The organism is Wolbachia endosymbiont of Dactylopius coccus, from assembly GCF_977011065.1.
On the sequence record NZ_OZ347065.1, the window covers coordinates 737,456 to 761,575 of the forward strand.

Genomic DNA, 24,120 nt, shown 5'->3' on the forward strand with positions numbered 1-24,120 from the left:
CATGCCCCTGCAAATAGGAAGTTTGACGATTGATTCTTCAGTTATTTTAGCTCCAATGTCAGGGGTAACTGATTATCCGTTTAGAAGTATTGTAAAGAAGCTAGGTGCAAGTTTGTTAGTTTCAGAGATGATTGCAAGCAGAGCTATGATTATGCAAACTCGCCAGAGCATGCAGAAGGCAAAAGTTGATGAATCAACCGCTGTACAACTTGCTGGGTGTGAGCCAGATATTATGGCAGAAGCTGCAAAATTAAACGAGGATATGGGAGCTAAAATCATAGATATAAACTTTGGTTGTCCAGTTAAAAAAGTTGTAAATGGTTATGCAGGATCAGCGCTAATGCGCGATGAAAAAAAGGCTGCTGAGATAATTGAAGCTGTAGTCAAAGCAGTGAATGTGCCAGTTACGGTGAAAATGCGCACTGGATGGAACGATGAAAATCGCAATGCACCGAGGCTTGCGAAAATTGCCAAAGACTTAGGAGCAAAAATGATCACTGTGCATGGAAGAACGAGGGCACAGCTCTATAACGGTCAAGCAGATTGGAAATTCGTTAGAAATGTTAAAGAACAAGTGAAAATTCCAGTTATAGTAAATGGCGATATTAAAAACTTGAGTGATATTCAAAGTGCTCTTAAAGAATCCGGAGCAGACGGAGTGATGATAGGTCGTGGTGCCTACGGTAAACCTTGGCTGATTAATCAAGCAATGAACTTTCTCAGTGGAAGTGAAACTTCTGAGCCAACAGCTTCAGAGAGATTAAGCATCATACTCGAGCATTATGACAATATTCTTGAGTACTATGGAAATGATGCAGGAATAAAGATGGCCCGCAAACACATAGGTTGGTACAGTAGCGGGCTTCAAAGCTCATCTGAATTTCGCATGAGAGTAAATAACATGACAGATAGCACAGAAGTGAAAGAAAATATTATTGGCTTTTTTGGTCAAACTAGCTGTACTCAATTCGACTGATCATAATGTGATGCTACCACGCTCTCTTCCTCACTGGAGTGTAAATGACAACCATTATCCATCAACCATTTTTCGTCATAAGTTTCAATATCAAAATATTTTTCATATTTATCCACATTATCACAAAGTGAAAGTGCTCTGATCTTATTCATAATCAAACCTGTACCAGCAGGAATTAATCTTCCTACTATAACATTTTCTTTTAATCCACTTAAAGGATCACTCTTCCCGCAGAATGCTGCTTCTGTAAGTACTTTTGTTGTTTCTTGAAAAGAGGCAGCAGAAATAAAGGAGCTAGTTTCAAGACTTGCCCTAGTAATCCCCTGCAGAATAGGAAGATAATGAGTAGGCCGTTTGCCAGAGTTACTCATAGCATCATTTTCCCTATCAACTTCCAGCTTGTCAATGCTTTCGCCAACCAAGTACATAGTATCACCAGGATCAGTAATTTCCACTTTTTGTAGCATTTGTTTTAAGATCACCTCTAAATGCTTGTTGTCTATACGAACACCCTGCAATCTATAAACTTGCTGTATTTCAGAAATCATATAGTGCGCTAAAGCTTCTAACCCAAGCACACGTAAAATATCATGGAGATCAGGGTCTCCATCCATCAATAGATCACCTTTACGTACAAAATCACCTTCATTGACTATTACATGCTTACTTCTTGACACCAAATATTCAACCGGAGAAATTTGCTCATCTACAGGTTTAATTAATATACTGCGTTTTCCTCTACGGTCTTTTTCAGAAAACGCTACATAGCCATCTATCTCACTAACAATAGCATGCTCTTTAGGACGACGTGCTTCAAATAACTCTATAACCCTCGGTAAACCACCAGTAATATCACGAGTTTTAACTGACTCTCTTGGTGTTCTTGTAATAACATCACCTGCATGAACCTTCTGGCCATTTTGCACATTGAGCACTGCACCAATTGGTATAAAATAACATGCTTCAACGCCACTTGCGAGTGTCATTACTTCACCATTATCGTCAAGCAGCACAATACGAGGACGTAAACTAGCTCCACCAGAATGCAATTTCCAGTCTTTTACTACTTTGCTTGATATTCCTGTAGATTCATCCATCACTTCAGTGATCGAAATTCCATCTTTTAAGTCCTGATAAGACACTGTACCAGTCTTCTCCGTGATAATAGGCAATGTATAAGGATCCCATTCCGCAACTTTATCGCCAATTTTTACTGACCCACTCTCATCTACATAAAGCTTAGCGCCGTAAGGTACACTGTGCTTCAACTTCTCACTACCAAGGCTATCAATCAACACGACTTCACAGGAACGGCTTATCACAATTTTATTTCCGTTTCTATCTATAATTATATTACTATTGTTTAACTTTATTTTAGCATTAATAGAAGCTATAATATTCGAGGATTCAACGCCTCTAGTCATTACCCCACCTATATGGAAAGTACGCATCGTTAACTGAGTACCTGGCTCTCCAACAGATTGAGCAGCTATAACACCAACTGCTTCACCTATTGAAACAATTTTACCAGTTGCAAGGTCTCTTCCATAACACAAAGAACACACACCAGGACTTATTTCACAAGTTAAAGGCGATCTAATTTTTACAGCATCAAGACCTGCAATGCTGATTTGCTTTACTTTATCCTCATCAATTAATTCCCCTGCTTTTACTAATAATTCTTTTGTCACTGGGTTATATATATCATTTGCAGCTGTTCTACCCAGCACAACACTCTCTAGAGATGCAACTATAGTACTTCCTTCAACTGTAGCTCTCACAACAAGACCATTTTTTGTTTTACAGTCATGCTTTGTAACTATGCAATTTTGAGATACATCAACTAAACGACGAGTTAAGTATCCAGAGTTTGCAGTTTTAAGTGCAGTGTCAGCTAAACCTTTACGCGCACCGTGAGTAGAATTAAAGTATTCAAATACGTTCAATCCTTCACGGAAATTAGAAATTATAGGTGTTTCTATAATCTCACCAGAAGGTTTGGTCATGAGCCCTCGCATTCCTGCTAGCTGTTTCATCTGTGAAGTAGAACCCCTTGCACCAGAGTTAACCATCATATACACTGAGTTGTACTTACTATTTCCATCATATATAGATATTGCTTTTAACATATCATTAGCTATCATATCCGTACACTTAGACCATTCATCTATAACCTTGTTATACCTCTCACTTCTAGTTATTAGCCCATCTTGATATTGCATAGAGAATTTCTTAATTTCACCCCTCGCGTGATCAACATGTGTAGCTTTAGTTTCAGGTATAACCAGATCACAACGACCAAAAGAAACACCAGAAAATGTGGCATACTCAAAGCCAAGTACCATTAATTTATCAGAAAATGCCACTGTAGCACTTTGACCACAGTTACGATATACTAAATCAACTATACCAGTTATTTCCTTGACTGTTAATATCTGATTTATTAGATCGAAGCCTAGATTCTCATGCTTAGGAAAAATTTGCCATAATATTAAACGTCCAGGAGTTGTACAAACAGTTTTATAGTGAGTTTCACCGCTGCTATTAATATACTCCATCCTATACTTTATACTAGAATGAATATGTAAAGTACCATCACTCAAGGAATGCTCAACTTCACAAAAAGCACCAAAAGATGGTAAATTATCTTCCTTAGGTTCTTGTAAAGTCAGATAATATATACCAAGTACTATATCTTTACTAGGAACTATAATCGGTCTGCCATTAGAAGGACTTAAAACGTTATTAGTGGACATCATCAACACCCTAACTTCAAGCTGAGCTTCCAATGAAATTGGCACATGCACTGCCATTTGATCACCATCAAAATCAGCATTAAACGCCGTACAGACAAGCGGATGAAGCTGTATTGCTTTGCCTTCAATAAGGATTGGCTCAAAAGCCTGAATACCAAGTCTATGTAGCGTAGGCGCTCTATTCAACAAAACAGGATGCTCTTTTATTACCTCTTCAAGCATATCCCAAACTTCTGGTTTTTCTGCTCTTATCAACTTACTAGCAAACTTAATAGTTGGAGCCATACCATACATCTTAAGCTTTGAGTAAACAAAAGGTTTGAATAGTTCAAGAGCCATTCTTTTTGGTAATCCACACTGATTTAGTTTCAAAGTTGGACCAACAACTATTACAGAACGTCCAGAGTAGTCTACCCTTTTTCCTAAGAGGTTCTGGCGAAAACGACCCTGTTTTCCTTTTAACATATCACTAATGGACTTTTTATATCCAACAGCACCAGCTTTATTTACCAAAGTATTACGACGACTATTATCAAAAAGAGAATCAACTGCTTCTTGTAACATCCTTTTTTCATTACGAATCATAATCTCAGGAGGATTTAAGCTCAACAATTTCCTCAACCTGTTATTTCTATTAATAATAGTCCTATAATGATGATTCAGATCAGAAACTGCATGCCGACCACTCTCAAGCGATACCAAAGGACGCAAATCAGGTGGTAAAATAGGTATAGTTGTAAGTATCATCCACTCAGGCCTATTTCCAGATTTAATGAAGTTTTCAATAATACGCAATCTCTTTATAATTTTCTTTCTTCTTATCTCAGAAGCAACAGACTCTAATTCTAGTCTTAAATCCTTCCTAATTTCATGTAAATCAAGGCGCGTTAGCAACTCTCTTATAGCTTCAACACCTTGCATAGCTACAAAACTATCGATCCCATAGCTATCTTTAGCTTCATTATAAGCTTTTTCACTAATAATCTCACCTTTTTCAAAAGGCGAAACAAGAGGATCTATTACGATATAATTATCGCTATATAAAATATTCTCAATATCTCTGAGAGACATATCCAATAATGCTCCAATTCTTGAAGGAAGCGATTTCAAAAACCATATATGAGCAACAGGAGATGCAAGCTCTATATGACCCATCCTTTCTCTTCTTACTTTAGAAGATGTAACTTCTACTCCGCATTTTTCGCATATGCGACCTCTGTGTCTTCTTTTTTTGTATTTTCCACATAAACATTCATCGTCATTGACAGGGCCAAAAACCTTAGGGCAAAATAATCCACCTTTCTCAACTTTGAACGTACGATAATTTGCAGTTGAAACATCTTCTATCTCACCACAAGATATACGCTTAATACTTTCAGGGCTAGCAATCGATATGCTAACCTCATTAAAAGGTTGTGCAATGTTAGTGTGAGATATATCTTCAATCACTACATCATTTTGCTTTAAATCTACATTTAAACATAAAGAACGTAGTTCTTTTATCATCACATTAAAGGATTCAGGAATTCCACATTCAAAATTACTGTCACCTTTTATTATCGATTCATAAATCTTAACTCTACCATTAATATCATCAGACTTCACAGTTAACATTTCCTGCAAAGTATAAGCAGCACCATAGGCTTGTAATGCCCAACATTCCATTTCACCAAAACGCTGACCACCAAAATGAGATTTTCCTCCAAGAGGTTGTTGAGTAACCAAACTATAAGGCCCTACTGAACGCGCATGAATTTTACCATCAACCAAGTGGTGCAACTTAAGCATGTACATGTAACCAACTGTAACCTTGCGGTCGAATTTTTCACCACTGCAACCGTCATATAATACAGCTTGTCCAGAGTTATCCAAACCAGCAAGTTCAAATAATTTTGCTATTTGTTCATCTTTTGGACCCTCAAATACAGGTGCAGCAACAGGAACGCCATCACGTAATTTGCGTGCAAATTCAATGAGATTATTATCACTAATATTACGAATATCATTACAGATAGATACGTTACTGCCATAGCTATAAACCTCAATCAGGAAGTTACGTAAATTGCTGTATGAACTTTTACAAGAGTTCAAATAGTTCTCTACTAACTCATTCAACTCGTCATTTAGTGCATTCTTATTAGGTGTATTTAAAACAGAAGCCGTTATTTCATCATCATCAATATTTTCAATTTTTTTATTATCAAGGTACGCTACTGCAAATTGTGTAAAATTATCATCGTTAAGGGACCTAATTCCCTTGCAAAAAGCACTTTTGATCTTATTGATCTCATCGAGAATATTACTTACCTTTTCCCCTAATTTTCTACAAGCCCAACCTACATGCGTTTCCAGTATTTGCCCTACATTCATTCGTGAAGGAACACCAAGAGGGTTAAGAATAATATCAACAGGAGTACCATCTTCCAAATAAGGCATATCTTCCACTGGCACAACTCGAGAAATCACACCTTTATTTCCATGTCTACCAGCCATTTTATCCCCTGGTTGCAGACTATGTTTCACAGCAATGAAAACTTTTACTGACATCGACACACCTTGAGGCAGGTCATAACCTTCATGTAATTTTTCTACTTTTCGCTTAAACTGTGCTATTGCATGTGATACTTTTTCATCAAAATCTTTTTTTAAGCTCTTAACTTGCTCAGAAATGGATTGGTTTTTTAATCCTATACCCCACCATTGCTCACGTTCAATAGAGTCAAATTTTTCTCGATCTTGAGAACCAGAATTAATAAGAAGTTTCTTCAGTTCATCATAGAAATATTCACTAGTAACATTGATTATATAATCTCGCTCTTCCTCAAAGTCATTTACCTCTTTTTGTTTGATGAGTAATGCCCTTTCATTTTCTTCAACCCCCCTGCGTGTAAAGACTTGTACATCAATTACTGTCCCTTCAACATCTGGAGATGTATATAAAGAGGAATCCGCACAATCGAATGACTTTTCACCAAAAATTGTCATTAATAACTTCGTTTCAGGAGGCAATGAAAGAGAAGGTTTAGGTGTAACTTTACCTACCAGAATATAGCCTGGACCAACTCTTGTACCAATTTTCACTATACCACTATCATCCAAGTGATATAGATTTTCTTCATTAACACCAGGTATAGCACGAGTTATTTTTTCTGATCCTAAAGGGGTATCATGTACAACACAGTCAAATTCTTCTATATGAATAGAAGTAAAGAGATCTTTTTTAACAACTTCACTAGAAATAATAATAGAGTCTTCAAAATTATAACCTTGCCAAGACATAAAAGCGACTAGCAAATTTTTACCAAGCGCCAACTCACCACTGTTAATTGCAGGACCATCAGCTATTACATCACCCTTTTTAACATAATCACCTACGCACACTAGCGGTCTTTGATTAATACAAGTATTATGGTTAGAACGCTGAAATTTCCTTAGATGATAAATATCTACGTCTAAGTAGTTAACCCTTTCTTTATCAAAAGCACGTATAACTATAGAGTTACTATCAGAACTATCAACTATGCCATCGCGTTTTGCTAAAACTACAGCACCAGAGCCAGAAGCTACAAAAGACTCCATACCAGTAGCAACCAGAGGAGCGGTAGGCTTCAATAAAGGTACGGCCTGACGTTGCATATTTGAGCCCATTAATGCTCTATTAGCATCATCATTTTCTAAAAATGGAATCAAGGAAGCTGCAACTGATATTACCTGCTTAGGAGATACGTCAATGTAACTAACTTGGTCGCTACTTACCATGACGAAGCTACCAGCATATCTACAGTATAGCATGTCATCAACAAAGCAATTATTTTCATCAAGCTTTACGCTAGTGTCAGCTATATGATGTGAGCCTTCGTCTATAGCAGAAAGATACTCAATTTGATCAGTAACAACCCTATTGACTACTTTTCTATAAGGGCTTTCAATGAAACCATATTTATTAATACGCGCGTATATAGCTAAGCTGTTGATTAACCCTATATTTTGCCCTTCAGGAGTCTCAATAGGGCAAATTCTTCCATAATGAGTTGGATGAACATCACGCACCTCAAATCCTGCCCGTTCTCTTGTTAAACCGCCAGGACCTAACGCGGATAACCTTCTTTTATGTGTTATTTCAGATAACGGATTAGTCTGATCCATAAATTGAGATAATTGAGAAGAATTGAAGAAATCTCTTAAGACATTAGTTAACACTTTTGGATTAATAAAATCAGATGGAGAAACTTTATCTAAACTAGAAGTGGACATAGAATCAACTATTGCGCGTTCCAATTTCAACAACCCAGTTCTAAATTGATTTTCTATAAACTCTCCAACTGATCTTACTCTTCTGTTTCCTAAATGATCAATATCATCTACAGATCCTTGACCGTCACGTAACAATACTATTTTTTTTACAATTTCAATAATATCTTCATACGTTAAAACAGTTAAATCCTCATCATAATTTAATCCAAGGTAAGAGTTAAGCTTCAACCTACCAATGTTAGACAAATCATAATATTCCGGACTGAAGAAAAGATTACGGAAAAACTCCTCTACTATCTCTAAAACAGGAACTTCACCAGGACGCAAAACTCTATATATTTCATATAGCGCATCCTGATAAGACATGTTTTCGTCTAAGAAAAGCGTATTTAATATATAAGGTCCAACAGATACATTATCTATGTTCAATACTGATATTTCATCCACAGACAATAACTCAAGCTTCTTTATGTCTTCCAGCTTTATAGATTCACCAGCAGATAAAATTTTCGTAGAGCTAGCACTATCCATTAGATCTTCTGCGAGGAATAAACCACATATAGAATTAAAAGGAACCAGATACTCTTTCAATTCATTATCATATAGCTTTTTAGCTAGTCTTGAGGTAATACGAACGTTAGCTTTAAGCAGAACATTACCTTCAATATCCATTAAGTCGAAAGGCAACCTCACTCCTTTAAATTTATCAGGAACAAAAGGCACTTTCCAACCATCTTTATGTTTTACATACTTTATTTTCTCATAAAATCTATCGAGTATATCATTATTTGATAGACCTAACGCCTTTAACAAAACTGAGATTGGCAATTTTCTTTTTCTATCAACACGAAAATACAAATGGTCTTTAACATCAAATTCAATATCAAGCCAAGAACCCCTATAAGGAATAATTCTAGCAGAATAGATCAATTTACCAGAATTGTAAGTTTTTCCCTTATCGCTATCAAAAAATACACCAGGAGACCTATGCATTTGTGAGACAATAACTTTTTCTACACCATTAATGATAAAAGTGCCCTTATCAGTCATCATAGGCAACCCACAAAAGTGGACTTCCTGCTCTTCTATAGATTTTACAACGGTTGCAAGTTTAGAATGATCTCCACTCTCTTTAATCGATTTATATTCATCAAGAGAAATACCATCCTGCATAACAACAAGACGTATAGAAGCTATAACCTGAGCAGAAAAAGTTACACCACGCTTTATACACTCAGATTCATCATACTTAGGATCATCTACCCTACAACTTATAAACTCAATAGTAGCCCTACGCAAAGGATCATTTATTGGAAAGATTGTATGAAAGATAACTTCAAGTCTTTCATTACCCTTATTCTTAGGAGCAAATGAATCATACGATTCTTTTTGAACCTTAACCAAATCCAATAAAGAATCTTTTAAATCAATCGACCCAGAATAAGAAACTCTAGGAACAAAAGCACCAGAAGCGTACATATAAGAAGAATCAACCATTAAAATACCCCAAACTAATTAAAAGAGCTATATCAATATAAAATTAATACATTAAATATTATTCAAGCTCCACTTTAGTTACTCCTGCTTCAATAAGTTTTTGCTTGATTTTTTCTGCTTCATCTTTAGGAACATTAGCAGTTAAATCTTTAGGTAAAGATTCAACCAACTCTTTTGCTTCTTTTAAACCCAATGTAGAATTAACTTCTCTCACAGCTTTAATAACTCCTATTTTTTTACTCGCATCAATTTCTTTAATCACAACTTTATACTCAGCTTTTTCTTGAGCAGCAGGAGCAGCAACATTATCACTAATAGGCGCCCCAGCACCAACAGCCCCACCAAGAAAAGAACCAGCAGGCAACCCTATTTTCTCTTCTAGAACTTTTACAAGTTCAGAAGCCTCTAATAGGTTTAAAGACAATATTTTATCAACCAAATCACTTGTTACATTACTCATAATTACCACCTTACTTAACAACAAATTTATTTTTTAGAACTATAATAATCCAAAACTCTCACAAGCCTCATAGAAGATGAATTAATAGACAACGCCAATCGAGCAGGAATATCATAAGATATTAAACGCATAATTTTAACACGCAATTCATCCAGAGAAGGCAACTTAGCCAGTTTATTAACATCTTCCACTGTTAATAATTCATTTATATGAGCCGCGCAAATCACAGACATTTTTTCTTTGTTAGCATTAATAAAATCAACTATTAACTTTGCAGCTTCTACTATGCCACTAGAGTATATAATAGCAACAGAACCAGAAAATTTGCCTGATAAATAAGAAAATTTACCACTCCTTTCCAAAGCCAAGCGCGCTAGAGTGTTTTTAACTACTAATACCCCACCTGCTATAGACTTCAGGCTCTTCCTCAGAGTTAATGAATCATTAGCATTTATAGATTTAAAATTTACTAATATCAAGAAATCATTATTTACAAATACGTTTATTGTGCTCTGTATAAATTCATCCTTATTTTTACGCTTCACGGTATCACTCCCTTAAATTATATCTTCCACTTTGCTTATCTTATAAGCTTCACCCATAGTTGAATTTAAAAAAACACCCTTGAAGTAAATTCCCTTCGCAGAAATAGGTTTATTATCTTTAATTACTTTAAGAAAGGCTTTTAAATTTTCTAGCAAGTCATCAATATCAAATTTAATATTTCCTAATTTACCATGAATAACACCATTTTTATCTGTTCTAAATTTTATCTGACCAGACTTAATGGTTTTAATAGCTTCTGCAATGTTAGAAGTCACAGTACCAAATTTAGGGTTAGGCATCAGCCCTTTAGCACCCAATACTTTTGCAATAGGAGTGATTTTTGCCACAAAATCAGGAGTAGTAATGCACCAATCAACATCTAATTTTCTACCTTTTTTTATTTCTTCAACTAAATCCTCTCCTCCTGCAATATCAGCACCAGCTTTTTCAGCTTCTAATAAATGTTTATCTTGAGCGAAAACAGCTACTTTAATATTCTTCCCGATACCTTTAGGCAAAACTACTGTACCACGCACCTGCTCTTCAGATTTACGTGAATCTACGCCTAAATTGACTGCAATATCAACTGATTCATTAAACTTTGCTGAAGCAGACTCAATAATCTTCTTCAAACACTGCTTAGGATTATCATTATATGTATTCATTTACCTAACCTTCCACAACTTCTATACCCATAGATTTTGCAGTGCCTACAACCATTTTCACTGCTGAATCTTCATTATCCACTTTCATATCAACCATCTTGCACTTTGCCACTTTAATTATAGCAGACATAGGTAATTTAGCCACTAATTCTTTACCAGGATTACCAGAACTTTTACTTAATTTAGCCTCCTGCTTAAGTAAATAAGCCACAGGTGGACCGCTGACAGTAAAATCATGAGAGCGATCATCCTTTATGGAAATTCGCACTGTTACTAAATCGCCTACTTTATAATTAGCGTTAGTAGCGCTAGTAACTTTATTAAAAGCTTCACAAAACTTAGGAACAGGTATACCACGTGGACCAAGTACTGAAGCAATTTTCGGTCCTGGAATTGCTTTCCCAGCTTCCATAAGTAAGTTAATCTTAGCAACTATAACACTCATAATTAATCCTCTATTTTCTCTACTTTAGCCAGATCAAGCTCTATTATTGTCGGCTTACCTAAAATTGATACTTCCACATTAATAATTTTTTTCTCATCGTTTACCATATTTACCTTACCAGTAAAATTTTGAAAAAGACCATCATTAATTTTCACTTTTTCACCTTTTTCATAACCATAACCTAACTTCTTTGTCTCTTGAGCATTATAAAGTGCATTACACATTGAGTGAATCTCATCGTCCAAAATCACCTTTGGAATATTACCATTTTTCAAAAACCCATAAACCTTAAGAGATTTTGGTATATTATTGATAAAATTCAATACTTCATCGCATAAATTCACGTATAAAAAGACATAACCAGGAAAGCATTTCCTTCGTGTAGCAATTTTCTTAGATTTCAACTCTACTTCACTTAGCTCTTCATATGGAATAAAAACTTCCTTAAAGTAACCATTAACACTCAATCTCATAGAATTTTCCAATATATGTTGGCGCACTTTCTCTTCACAATTGGAAGCAACTCTCAAGATATACCATTTATATCTATTAAATTCTTTACACTTTAAACTTATCTCATCATCTGAAATCATCTCAAAATCTCCAGATTCGCCACTGCAGAACCCAGGCGTTTGATTCAAAATATTTTTGCTTTCATCACATAGATGCATATATACATACACTTCACATAACTCTTTTATATTAGACTTTGAATTACATACCGTTTGATAAGGAATAAACACTTCCTTAAAATAAACAGCATTACTTACCAATTCGCGTATATTTTGCTCATATCCATAATCAACTCTAATGATATACCATTTATATTCACATTCCATAAATAATTCCAAATAAAGCCTTAATTACGTAAAGAGACATAAAATCCACAAAACAGAAGAAAATCGAAAAGCATAATATAACAATCATCACAACAAATAGAGATGACAACACCTCCTGTTTCTTTACCCAAGCAATTCTTCGTATTTCTTGCTTTATATCATAGAAAAAAACACACAAACTTTTTAACATTTTCACCACAACATTAATGCAGGAGCGATAGGAATTGAACCTACAACCTCTGGTTTTGGAGACCAGCGCTCTACCAATTGAGCTACACTCCTATAACTCAAACTCTCACTCCAAAATTTCAGAAACAACACCAGAACCAACAGTTCTACCGCCTTCTCTTATCGCAAAACGCAATCCCTTATCCATTGCTATCGGTACTTGCAATTCTACTTCTACACTCACATTATCTCCTGGCATTACCATCTCCTTCCCATCTAGTAATTTTATGCTCCCAGTTACATCCGTTGTCCTTAAATAAAACTGTGGCTGGTAATTCGCAAAAAATGGTGTATGCCTTCCTCCTTCCTCTTTCTTTAATATATAAACCTCCGCCCTAAACTTTCTATGCGGCGTTATCGTCCCCGGTTTTGCTAATACTTGCCCTCTCTCCACTTCTTCTCTTTTTGTTCCTCTGAGCAATATTCCTACATTGAGTCCTGCACTCCCCTTATCCAGCAACTTCTTAAACATTTCTACACCTGTGCATATCGTCTTTTGCGTCGCTTTCAGACCTATTATCTCTATCTCTTCTCCCGTCTTTATCTCTCCCTTCTCTATCCTTCCTGTTACCACCGTTCCTCGCCCCGATATCGAAAACACATCCTCGATTGGCAATAAAAATGGTAAATCCACAGGCCTTGGTGAAACCTCCACATACTCATCTAACTTCTCCATCAATTTATCTATTGATTTCTTTCCATATTCGCTACTATCATCCTCCAGCGCTTTCAATGCAGACCCCACTACCACAGGCACTTCATCCCCTGGAAATCCGTATTTATTCAGTAATTCCCTCACTTCCATTTCCACCAAATCTATCATATCAGCATCAGCAACATCAGCTTTATTTATATACACCACGATATATCCAACACCTACCTGCTTCGCTAGCAATATATGCTCTCTCGTTTGTGGCATTGGCCCATCAACCCCCGACACTACCAATATCGCCGCATCCATCTGTGCTGCACCTACTATCATGTTCTTTACATAATCAGCATGTCCAGGACAATCAACGTGTGCATAATGCCTTTTTTCCGTCTGATACTCAACATGCGCTGTTGCTATCGTTATCCCCCTTTTCCTTTCTTCTGGCGCCTTATCTATCTGATCATACGCTACAAAATTCCCATAATGCTTTGTTATTGCCGCTGTTAACGTTGTCTTCCCATGATCCACATGTCCTATTGTTCCCACATTTACATGCGGCTTTCCAAATGCTTCCACTACTGCTGTCATAATTATTACCCTTAATTATACTTTAACTTTAACTCATCAACCACATATTGTGGTACTTGTTCATAATAAGAAAAATGCATACTATACTGAGCTCTTCCCTGAGATATAGAACGCAAAACATTTATATAACCAAACATATTCGCAAGAGGTACGAAAGCAAGAATTATAGTGCTACTATTATGCGTTTCCATACTTGAAACTTGCCCCCTTCTGCTATTTACATCGCCCATGATATCGCCCATATACTCTTCAGGCGTAATGATTTCAACTTTCATTATAGGTTCTAACATTTTTGGACCAGCTTTATTTGCCATCTCTTTAAAAGCACCTTTAGCAGCAAGTTCAAAAGCTAAAGGACTAGAATCAACTTCATGGAAAGCACCATCAATAAGGGTAGCCTTAAAATCAATAACTGGAAAACCAGAGATCATGCCTCCTTCTTTTATCAACTCTAAACCATTTTGTACACCAGGAATATATTCTTTTGGAATTGCACCACCTACAATTTTACTTTCAAATTGAAACCCAGAACCAGGCTCAAGAGGTTCAAATATAATCTTTACTTTTGCAAATTGGCCAGCACCACCAGATTGTTTTTTATGAATGTAATCAATTTCAACAGATTTAGTGATAGTTTCACGATATGCAACTTGAGGCGCACCGACGTTAGCTTCAACGTTAAACTCGCGCTTCATTCTATCAACAATAATCTCAAGATGCAGCTCACCCATGCCTTTCAATATAGTCTGTCCACTCTCCGCATTTACTGACATTCTTAAAGAAGGATCTTCTGCAACCAATCTATTTAAAGCAACACCTAATTTTTCCTGATCTGAAGTAGTTTTAGGTTCCACGGCAATTTCAATAACAGGCTCAGGAAATTCCATACGCTCTAATAATATAGGAAAATCAGATGAACATAAAGTGTCGCCAGTAATTGTTCTTTTTAATCCAACTAAGGCAACTATATCACCAACTTTAGCTTCGTTTATATCTTCTCTGTTATTTGCATGCATAAGCAGCATTCTGCCAATTCCTTCAGTCTCATTTTTTCCTGCATTTAATACAGCAGATTTAGATTTTAACTTACCGGAATAAATACGAATAAACGTCAAGCTACCTACAAACTTATCCGTCATCACTTTAAACGCAAGAGCAACGAATTTCTCTTTTTCTGAAGGTTTGATCTCAATTTTCTTTTCTGAATCTTTAGGATCAGTTCCAACAATTACATCAACATCAATAGGAGAAGGTAAAAAATCAACCACACCATCTAAAAGTGGTTGTACGCCTTTATTTTTAAAAGCTGATCCACATAATACAGGAACAAATTTTCCTTTAATGGTCCCACTTCTCACGCATTTTTTCAGTAAATCCACTGGCAGATCGTTAGACTCAAAGTAAATATTCATCGCTTCATCATCCATCTCAGCTGCAGCATCTAATAAAAAATTTCGATATTCTTGAGCCTTGTCAAGCAAATCAGAAGGAATATCTTCATAAGAAAATTTAGCGCCCAACGTTTCTTCTTGCCATATAATGGCTTTCATAGAAATAAGGTCAATTATACCTTTGAAATCTTTCTCACTTCCTATTGGCAACTGAATGACTAAAGGTGCTGCACCAAGCTTCGTCTTTATCATATCAACACATCGATAAAAATTTGCCCCTATTCTATCCATCTTATTAACAAAGCAAATACGAGGAACGCTATATTTATCAGCTTGACGCCAAACTGTTTCAGATTGAGGTTCAACTCCAGCAACTCCATCAAATACAGCAACTGCACCATCCAAAACCCTTAAAGATCTCTCAACTTCAATAGTAAAATCAACGTGACCTGGAGTGTCTATTATATTGACCCTATGATCATTCCAAAAACATGTTGTTGCAGCAGATGTGATTGTAATACCACGCTCTTTTTCCTGCTCCATCCAATCCATAGAAGCTGCCCCATCGTGCACTTCACCAATTCTATTTTGCTTGCCAGTATAAAATAAAATACGCTCTGTTGTGGTAGTCTTACCAGCATCTATGTGAGCCATTATTCCTATATTTCTGTATTCAGATATCCCAATTTCCATATCACAATTAACTAGCTAACATTAAAAACGAAGATGAGAAAATGCCTTATTAGCCTCAGCCATTTTATATTTTTCTTCGCACATCTTAAACGCACCACCGCGTTTATTATAAGCATCCAGTATTTCAGATTGCAAACAATCAACAGTGGTTTTTCCACTCTTTTTTCGAGCAGCAGAAGTTGCTTTAGCAACCCACCTTAACGCCAAAGAAATCGCTCTATCTTGTCGAACTTCAACAGGCACTTGATAAGTTGCACCACCAATGCGTCGAGAACGCACTTCTATAGAAGGAGTAACATTTCCTACCGCTGTTTCAAAAATTGATAACCCACCTTCGCCTACTTTCCTTTCAACTAAAGACAAAGCGTCATAGATAATCTTTTCTGCAGTAGATTTTTTACCACATTTCATGATTGTATTAATGAAACGCATCAGCAAAACACTGCCATAACGCGAATCAGGACTTATTTCTCTTTTTTTTGCTTTATTCCGACGAGCCATAAACTTTAACCAGATTTCTTTACACCATATTTTGAACGAGCTTTCTTTCGACTTTGCACACCACGCAGATCAAGGGCACCTCTTATTATGTGATAACGCACACCTGGCAAATCTTTAACCCGCCCACCACGTATCAAAACAACAGAATGCTCTTGTAAATTATGACCTTCACCAGGTATATAAGCTGTCACTTCACCATACCCACTAATTTTTACTCTGGCTACTTTACGGAGTGCTGAGTTAGGCTTCCTAGGAGTTGTAGTATACACCTTAGTGCAAACACCTCTCCTTTGAGGGTTGCTTTCTCCCAAAGCTGGTACCTTTTTCTTATGGGTCAATCCTAATCTACCTTTACGTATTAATTGATTTATCGTAGGCATATGTTATAAACTCAAGCTCATTAAAATAACTAAGTTTTTAGTTATAAAATAATAAACCTCAATAGTCAATATAAAAATAAACATTACTACTCTAATAATTAAGCTCAACTGCTTTGAAAGCCATCAGTAGACTTCTTGCACTACCTCCCAAGCCACAATTGTCATTCAGTAGAAGCGAAAAACTTACTTGACAAACTCCGCCAACCCCCTTATCATGAAAGTGAAGCTATTTATTTATCTTCGCAATCTCTGCAGTGGATTAATGACAAAAAAACTTAATGTATTTGGCGTAAATCATGCTTAATTTTTCCCACTATGTGCACCTCATGTCTTTATAAAACTTTTAGGTTTCTACCTATACAAGCCGAAACGCGCTTATAAAGCGTTTAAGACAGCAAAAGACGTAAAATAGACAAGGGAGAATTTGAATACTAGCTACCCTAGGGTTTCTTTGCCTTTTTTTTCACTTAGTAAATTTCTTAATGTTTATAATTTAGGTTAGTCGCATTTAAAAGCGGCTGAATCGCGGTTATTAAGCGTTTAGAATAAAAAAACGCCAATATTTTGAAGTACATATAAATAACTAGTTAACCATGGGGCTTCTTTTGCCTTTTTTTCGTTTGGTAAATTTCTTAATGTTTGTAGCTAACATGAACAAACATTTGAGAGTAATACCAATTCCCATTACACGGCAAACAGATAGACAATAATAGAAGACAAGCCATAATGAAATAAGTGAAATAGTCGAGGTATAAATGGCACTAAGATCAAAATTATTGGATGAAGAAGTAGTAAAATCAGCAAAAAAAATGCTGAAGAAAGTAAGGAACAATGCATATGTTGCAAAAAAACTAAATGCTGTAATTGCAGCAAAAAAGCATAGTATAACGGCTGTAGCAAAAATATATTGCATTTCAAGAAGCGCACTAACTTCGTGGATAAAACTCTTGAAATTAGGCAGAGAAGAAAAATTGTTTGCTCCTCCACAACGGCGTAGAAAAACTAAATTAAATCAGGCTCAACTACAGCAAGTTGAAGCATGGGTAGGAGAAAATCCTAATATTACCATTAAAGAAATGAGAATAAGAATCCAGGAAAAGTTCGGCTTAAATATTAGCAAATCTACAGTACACCGCTATATGCAAAAGATGAAATTCTCTTATATTACACCAAGACCAGTACACAATGTACAAGATAAAAGAAAACAAGAGGAATTCAAAAAAAAATCTCAACGAAGTTATTGGCAAGTATTCTGAAAAAGAGCTGTTTTTCTTCGATGAATCGCGGTTTGGCACACATTCAAAGACCGGGCATGGATGGTTTAAAAAAGGCGTCAGAACAAAAGTTAAGGTAAAATTAGGTAGGGAAAATTTTTATCTCTACAGTGCAGTTAATCCTAGAAATGGGGAGAATTCTAGCTTGTTTGCACCGAATGTCAACACTGATTGTATGAATATATTTCTTGAGCAAATGTCTCAATATTTGGGACCACGAGAAGCCTTTCTTGTTATGGATTGTGCTAGTTGGCATAAGTCGAAAAGTTTAAAGGTACCTAAAAATATTGAGATTATATACCTACCACCATACTCACCTGAACTCAATCCAGTTGAGAGGCTTTGGTTGTATGTAAAACAGAACATTTTGCGCAATAAAATATACGATACTATTGCTTTGCTTGAGAGTGCTTTGTGTAAATTTATTACTTCTCTTACCTACTCCACAATTAAACAACTCTGCTATGTATCCTATTTGAATGACCAACAATGAGAATTGGTATAACTTCTGCTAGTAGGGTGTCATCCCAGTGCTTGACACTGGGATCCAGCTTTCTTTATAAATTCACCAAAAGTGCTTCATTCTATAACGCAAAACCCATACTCACCAAACCCAATGCATTACTTGCAACTAAGTTTCCTGGATCCCAGTGTCTGGGCACTGGGATGACAAAAAAGGGGCTACTCGGATGACACCATTCTTTTTTCTGGATCCAAGTAGTCAGCTACTTGGATGACATCATAGAGGCACTGGGATGACATCATAGGGGCGCTGGCCTGACAATCGTAATTCCGCTATGTGTTAGCGGCTAAGAGATACCGCGGCGGTATGACGTAGGGCTACAGGTGTCATTCCAGTGCTCCTTTTTTTGTCATCCGAGTGCTCCTAATAAGGAGAGTAGACCGGAGGAACTTCACCACTGCCATTAAGTTAAGGAAAAAGAGATGGACTGTATTATAAAATCAAGTAAGATCCGTGAGTCAAAAGAAGTAATAATATGAGTAAAAAAAAGAATAATCACATTCATAAAAAATAAATTGATGAGTTTAAATTTTATAAACACTCACAAAGCATCCTCGAAAGATTTCTCACGAAAAAGAAAGTTGCCTTTTGTTAATGTATTTCTTCTGATCTTTAGAAAGAGTGTAAAATCATTACAAGTAATGCTTAATGAGTTTATTCTACATACAAGAAAGGATTATACAATTACGGCAAGTGCATTTACTCAAGCAAGGAAAAAGCTAAAGAATACTGCGTTTTCAGAGCTAAACGATGATATAGTTTCTCTATACTACCAAGATAAGGAATTTAAAACCTACCATGGTTTCAGAATGCTTGCATTTGATGCTTCTATACTCATCCTGCCAAAAAGTAGCGAGGTGATAAATGAATTTGGCTCAAGACCAATAAGAAATTATACCAAAAAAGAACTCGGAGATTACACAAGTACAACCTTTGAAGTATGTTACGATGTACTAAGAGCTTGTCCGCAAACAAGAAAAGGGATAGTATATGAGTTTTAGAATGGGGTTAGAAATGAGAAAAAAGTATCCAACAGATCTAAGTGAAAGAGAGTGGTAGCTAATAGAGAAACACTTTAGAGTATCATACAAGAAAGGAAGAAGGCCGCTGAAACATAGCAAAAGAGAGGTATTATCTGCAATTTTTTATGTACTACGCACAGGATGTCAATGGCGCTATTTACCGCACGCCATGGAAGACAGTATATGAACAATTTAGGAGATGGAAGAAGCAGGGAATTTTTGAGAAAGTGAATTATGATATCACTAAATATAGCAGGTCAAAAAAGGGAAGGAATGAGGAGCCAAGTGCGTGTATAGTAATCGGTAAAAACGACAGAAAAAGGGGGGTTAAAGGTTATGATGGGAGTAAAAAAGTAAAAGGTAGAAAGAGGCATATAGTCACCGATACTCAAGCTTGGTTGCTATGTCGGAGCTGCGAATGAAAATGACAGAGATGGTGTGAAAATAGCGCTGGATAATATGAGGAAAAAACACACTAATGTTAGGAAGATGTGGGCTGATATGGGATACCAAGGAAAAGATTTAAAGGATCACATAAAGAGAGAATATGACATAGAAATTGAAATTGTCAAAAGGCCTCCGTGCAGATTTTGGGTGCATAAAGATACACCACCAGAGCTATTACCAAAAGTGGAGCCAGGATTTAAAGTGCAGCCGAGAAGGTGGGTTGTAGAAAGGACTTTTGCTTGGATAAATAGGAATAGGAGGCTATCGAAAGAATATGATTTGCTGACAACATCTACTGAAAATTTTATATATCTGGCTATGAATAGATTGATGTTAAAGAGGGAATATGCCTAAATTTAGTAGTTTGCGGACAAGCTCTTACCACTTTCAATGAGCTTGGAATAAAAGGCACCAAGTGCAGATTTGGACTTTGCAGCAGCCATTGCAGCCGTAAAAAGCTTAGTACGAACATTGCTTCTACCGCCTGTTATTCTTCGATAACCAATAGCTTTTCCTCTTTCTTTTGGATGCGGTGCAACTCCAGCAAGACTTGCTACTTCTTTTCTGTTTTATACCAATTCTCATTGTTGGTCATTCAAATAGGATACATAGCAGAGTTGTTTAATTGTGGAGTAGGTAAGAGAAGTAATAAATTTACACAAAGCACTCTCAAGCAAAGCAATAGTATCGTATATTTTATTGCGCAAAATGTTCTGTTTTACATACAACCAAAGCCTCTCAACTGGATTGAGTTCAGGTGAGTATGGTGGTAGGTATATAATCTTAATATTTTTAGGTACCTTTAAACTTTTCGACTTATGCCAACTAGCACAATCCATAACAAGAAAGGCTTCTCGTGGTCCCAAATATTGAGACATTTGCTCAAGAAATATATTCATACAATCAGTGTTGACATTCGGTGCAAACAAGCTAGAATTCTCCCCATTTCTAGGATTAACTGCACTGTAGAGATAAAAATTTTCCCTACCTAATTTTACCTTAACTTTTGTTCTGACGCCTTTTTTAAACCATCCATGCCCGGTCTTTGAATGTGTGCCAAACCGCGATTCATCGAAGAAAAACAGCTCTTTTTCAGAATACTTGCCAATAACTTCGTTGAGATTTTTTTTTGAATTCCTCTTGTTTTCTTTTATCTTGTACATTGTGTACTGGTCTTGGTGTAATATAAGAGAATTTCATCTTTTGCATATAGCGGTGTACTGTAGATTTGCTAATATTTAAGCCGAACTTTTCCTGGATTCTTATTCTCATTTCTTTAATGGTAATATTAGGATTTTCTCCTACCCATGCTTCAACTTGCTGTAGTTGAGCCTGATTTAATTTAGTTTTTCTACGCCGTTGTGGAGGAGCAAACAATTTTTCTTCTCTGCCTAATTTCAAGAGTTTTATCCACGAAGTTAGTGCGCTTCTTGAAATGCAATATATTTTTGCTACAGCCGTTATACTATGCTTTTTTGCTGCAATTACAGCATTTAGTTTTTTTGCAACATATGCATTGTTCCTTACTTTCTTCAGCATTTTTTTTGCTGATTTTACTACTTCTTCATCCAATAATTTTGATCTTAGTGCCATTTATACCTCGACTATTTCACTTATTTCATTATGGCTTGTCTTCTATTATTGTCTATCTGTTTGCCGTGTAATGGGAATTGGTATTAGTAGCCAAGCTCCGGCATCAGACACACAAAATCTTGAGATAACTTTGGACCTATTCCTGGCACTGTTCTCAGAATTTTTTGGCGCTTCTGTAACTCTAGATTTTTATCAATGATTTTTTGTATGGCATTATTGAGCTTATTTATCTGACTGTTAAAAAAGTCAATGGTTTTTTGGCAACTTTTTTTTGTATAGTCATTTTCAGGTGCTTCCAACCTATATTTCTCTTGGGCTCTCATTTGTGTAAGGTCATCACGACGTTGACAAAGTGCAATCAAAGTTGATTGTTCTTTAGAAGTAGGGAGAGAGAGTTCTATGGCGCATACTGAGCAAGAGCCCTTGCATCTGATTTATCGGACTTTGCTAAAGTTCCGTGAGACAAGATAAAGCTTTTTACTTTACGAGTATTAGCTCGATGCACAGCAATATTTTTGTCAATAAGAAAATGTGATAAACCAAGCTCATATTTTCCAGTGTTTTCTAAAGTTACAAAAGAATTAGGTAAGATACCTGAAAACTTTTTAAACAATTGTTGCCAACCAGAAGCATTATTATCAAATTCGACAACACTCTTCTGTGTGTGAACCGCAACAACATTTTTAAATTTTCCGATGTCAATACCAATAAAGTTTTGATAAGATGTAACCATATTAATAACCTCGATAGTTTATTGATTTAAGATTGTAAACGGGTGCATATATATGTCCCATGCAACTATTCAAACGTATCGAGGGATAGGGCTAGTGTACCTTGATATAGACGGTTGTTATAACACCAACGCCGCGTCGGTCGCACACGCCCGTGATAGCTCTATTCCTATAGTGAGTAGAGTTATCTTCCCTCTTGTTTCTTTTATAACATATTTTTAACTTACAACCGCCGCGGTATCTCTTAACATAGATCCCGCTAACACGTAGCGGGATGACGGTTGTCGTTTAGCTATAAATATTAAGAAATTTACCAAATAAAAAAAAGCAAAAGAAGCCCTGGTCATTGTCTATTTTCAGTATCGGCGTTCTTTAAGTCTTAAACACTGCAATTTAGCTGCTTTTAAGTGCAACTAACTTAAGCTATAAATGTTTAAGAAATTTACTAGGCAGAAAAAAAAGGCATAGAAAACCCGTGGTAGCTAGTTATTACACTCTCTATTTTAAAATTTGACGTTGGGTGATGTCTTGAACGCTTTATAAGCGCGTTTCATCTTATGTAGGTAAAAACCTAGAAATTTTATAAAGACATACGGTGCACATAGTGCAAAAAATTAAACAATAGTACGCCAAATACAAGTCTTCTTGTCGTTTTAATCTGCACAGATTGGGAAGTTAAATAATATAGCTTCACTGTCATGATAAGGGGGCTGGCGGAGTTTGTCAAGGAAGTTTTATGGCCTAGCGTCACACGCTGGAATGACACCGGATCTCACATTCATTCTACTGCAACGCAGAAAATTCGTACAATTGTGCATGATGTAGGGTTTCTGGCTAAATTTTTCTATTAAACTCACCTTTCCTCTATGTAACAGATTTCGTATTAAATTTTAAATTTAATGCGCCTAGATATACAAGCATTCCTAGCAAAACCATAGGTATAGAAAGCAACTGCCCCATAGTTAAATCAAGCCACAAATAGCCAATTTGATAGTCTGGTTCGCGAAAAAACTCAACGAAAAAACGTGCTATTCCATACCACATAACTGCAATACCAGTTAACGCACCGTGATACAGTCTTATTCTAGTCAAGAAAAACAGTGAATTTGCAACTGCAAAAAGTAGCATTCCTTCAAAAAGTGCCTCATAAAGCTGGCTTGGATGACGCAGCAAATTATCACCACTTTCTGGAAATACCATACCCCATGGCATAGTTGTAACTCTGCCAAATAACTCTCCGTTTATAAAATTGCCTATGCGACCTAACAATAAACCTATGGGAACTCCGCAAGAAACTAGGTCCAGTGCATAAAATATAGGAATGTTATGTCTTTTACACGAAATTATTACTGCAAGCAAAACTCCTATAGTACCACCATGAAATGACATTCCTCCTTCCCAGGTCTTCAATATCTCGATAGGGTTGCTTATATAAAGAACTGGATCATATATCAATACGTAGCCAAGTCTACCTCCAAGAATAATACCTACAATAGTGGCTGTTAATAACGAATCGTAAAAATCCTTAGTAAATATTTTTTGGTCATCTAGCCTATGTAAATACCAATATGCAAACACTATACCCAAAACGTAAGCTAAGGAATACCAATATATAGAAACAGGACCGATGCTGAAAATTACTGGATTTAAAGACATATT

General features: G+C 36.1%; 16 protein-coding genes, 1 tRNA gene and 4 pseudogenes. 5 read left to right on the forward strand and 16 right to left on the reverse strand.

Translation table 11 applies throughout. The features are described 5' to 3' along the window. The first annotated feature begins 1 nt into the window (after position 1). Positions 2-976, forward strand: coding sequence for a tRNA dihydrouridine synthase DusB (gene dusB, locus ACWHVF_RS04110; protein ID WP_064125127.1), 975 nt, complete (start codon positions 2-4; stop codon positions 974-976). On the opposite strand, the gene ACWHVF_RS04115 is transcribed toward dusB, so the two are convergent. The 12 genes from ACWHVF_RS04115 to rpsL form a co-directional block, all read right to left on the reverse strand. Continuing rightward, positions 964-9,483, reverse strand: a complete 8,520-nt coding sequence (locus tag ACWHVF_RS04115) for a DNA-directed RNA polymerase subunit beta/beta' (RefSeq protein ID WP_064125126.1) — start codon at positions 9,481-9,483, stop codon at positions 964-966. The genes dusB and ACWHVF_RS04115 overlap by 13 nt on opposite strands. Positions 9,484-9,541: 58 nt before the next feature. Further along, on the reverse strand, positions 9,542-9,943 hold the full coding sequence (gene rplL / locus ACWHVF_RS04120; RefSeq protein WP_064125125.1) for a 50S ribosomal protein L7/L12: 402 nt from the start codon (positions 9,941-9,943) through the stop codon (positions 9,542-9,544). Between the two features lie 26 nt (positions 9,944-9,969). After that, positions 9,970-10,488, reverse strand: coding sequence for a 50S ribosomal protein L10 (gene rplJ, locus ACWHVF_RS04125; RefSeq protein WP_064125124.1), 519 nt, complete (start codon positions 10,486-10,488; stop codon positions 9,970-9,972). Positions 10,489-10,500: 12 nt separating this feature from the next. Continuing rightward, complete coding sequence (gene rplA, locus ACWHVF_RS04130; protein WP_064125123.1) at positions 10,501-11,154, reverse strand: 50S ribosomal protein L1; 654 nt, start codon at positions 11,152-11,154, stop codon at positions 10,501-10,503. A 4-nt stretch (positions 11,155-11,158) separates the two neighbouring features. Further along, positions 11,159-11,599, reverse strand: a complete 441-nt coding sequence (locus ACWHVF_RS04135) for a 50S ribosomal protein L11 (protein WP_064125122.1) — start codon at positions 11,597-11,599, stop codon at positions 11,159-11,161. A gap of 2 nt (positions 11,600-11,601) precedes the next feature. After that, positions 11,602-12,438: a transcription termination/antitermination protein NusG gene (gene nusG, locus ACWHVF_RS04140; RefSeq protein WP_064125121.1), complete on the reverse strand. Its 837-nt coding sequence runs from the start codon at positions 12,436-12,438 to the stop codon at positions 11,602-11,604. Next, entirely contained in the window at positions 12,428-12,628 is a 201-nt protein-coding gene (gene secE, locus ACWHVF_RS04145; RefSeq protein WP_205517846.1) for a preprotein translocase subunit SecE, read from the reverse strand. The genes nusG and secE overlap by 11 nt, the downstream gene beginning before the upstream one ends. Positions 12,629-12,647: 19 nt before the next feature. Next, positions 12,648-12,720, reverse strand: a tRNA-Trp gene (locus tag ACWHVF_RS04150). Between the two features lie 13 nt (positions 12,721-12,733). Next, positions 12,734-13,906, reverse strand: a complete 1,173-nt coding sequence (gene tuf, locus ACWHVF_RS04155; protein ID WP_447933194.1) for an elongation factor Tu — start codon at positions 13,904-13,906, stop codon at positions 12,734-12,736. 11 nt (positions 13,907-13,917) lie between these two features. After that, entirely contained in the window at positions 13,918-15,990 is a 2,073-nt protein-coding gene (fusA, locus tag ACWHVF_RS04160) for an elongation factor G (protein ID WP_064125568.1), read from the reverse strand. Between the two features lie 21 nt (positions 15,991-16,011). Further along, positions 16,012-16,491 carry a 30S ribosomal protein S7 gene (gene rpsG, locus ACWHVF_RS04165; RefSeq protein WP_064125567.1) on the reverse strand — a complete coding sequence of 160 codons (480 nt, stop codon included), beginning with the start codon at positions 16,489-16,491 and terminating at the stop codon, positions 16,012-16,014. A 5-nt stretch (positions 16,492-16,496) separates the two neighbouring features. Then, a complete protein-coding gene (gene rpsL / locus ACWHVF_RS04170; protein WP_064125566.1) occupies positions 16,497-16,871 on the reverse strand; it encodes a 30S ribosomal protein S12 in 375 nt (124 codons plus the stop codon). A gap of 755 nt (positions 16,872-17,626) precedes the next feature. Between rpsL and ACWHVF_RS04175 the strand changes: the two genes are divergently transcribed. The 4 genes and pseudogenes from ACWHVF_RS04175 (at position 17,627) to ACWHVF_RS04190 (ending at position 20,491) form a co-directional block, all read left to right on the forward strand. Further along, a protein-coding gene (locus tag ACWHVF_RS04175; protein ID WP_447933057.1) for an IS630 family transposase occupies positions 17,627-18,638 on the forward strand; the annotation gives its coding sequence in 2 pieces (ribosomal slippage) (positions 17,627-18,088 and positions 18,090-18,638; 1,011 coding nt in all). Beyond that, the gene (locus ACWHVF_RS04180) at positions 18,635-18,838 is read left to right on the forward strand and encodes a hypothetical protein (RefSeq protein WP_447933195.1); all 204 of its coding nucleotides are present in this window, start codon (positions 18,635-18,637) and stop codon (positions 18,836-18,838) included. Before ACWHVF_RS04175 ends, ACWHVF_RS04180 begins: the two co-directional genes overlap by 4 nt. Before the next feature lie 348 nt (positions 18,839-19,186). Continuing rightward, a pseudogene (locus tag ACWHVF_RS04185) lies at positions 19,187-19,624 on the forward strand (IS4-like element ISWpi18 family transposase); the annotation flags it as partial. Positions 19,625-19,730: 106 nt separating this feature from the next. Continuing rightward, positions 19,731-20,491, forward strand: a pseudogene (locus tag ACWHVF_RS04190) (IS5 family transposase). Positions 20,492-20,514: 23 nt separating this feature from the next. Here ACWHVF_RS04190 and ACWHVF_RS04195 read toward each other — a convergent pair. The 4 genes and pseudogenes from ACWHVF_RS04195 to lgt all read right to left on the reverse strand — a co-directional run. Beyond that, positions 20,515-20,706 (reverse strand): annotated as a pseudogene (locus tag ACWHVF_RS04195) (transposase); the annotation flags it as partial. 12 nt (positions 20,707-20,718) lie between these two features. Then, positions 20,719-21,730, reverse strand: a protein-coding gene (locus ACWHVF_RS04200; protein WP_447933196.1) for an IS630 family transposase whose coding sequence is annotated in 2 segments (ribosomal slippage) — positions 20,719-21,267 and positions 21,269-21,730 — 1,011 coding nt in all. Because the reading frame shifts where the segments join, the coding sequence is not laid out codon by codon here. Positions 21,731-21,816: 86 nt separating this feature from the next. Beyond that, positions 21,817-22,463 (reverse strand): annotated as a pseudogene (locus tag ACWHVF_RS04205) (IS110 family transposase); the annotation flags it as partial. 862 nt (positions 22,464-23,325) lie between these two features. Then, positions 23,326-24,117 carry a prolipoprotein diacylglyceryl transferase gene (gene lgt, locus ACWHVF_RS04210; RefSeq protein ID WP_064124702.1) on the reverse strand — a complete coding sequence of 264 codons (792 nt, stop codon included), beginning with the start codon at positions 24,115-24,117 and terminating at the stop codon, positions 23,326-23,328. Positions 24,118-24,120: the final 3 nt, after the last annotated feature.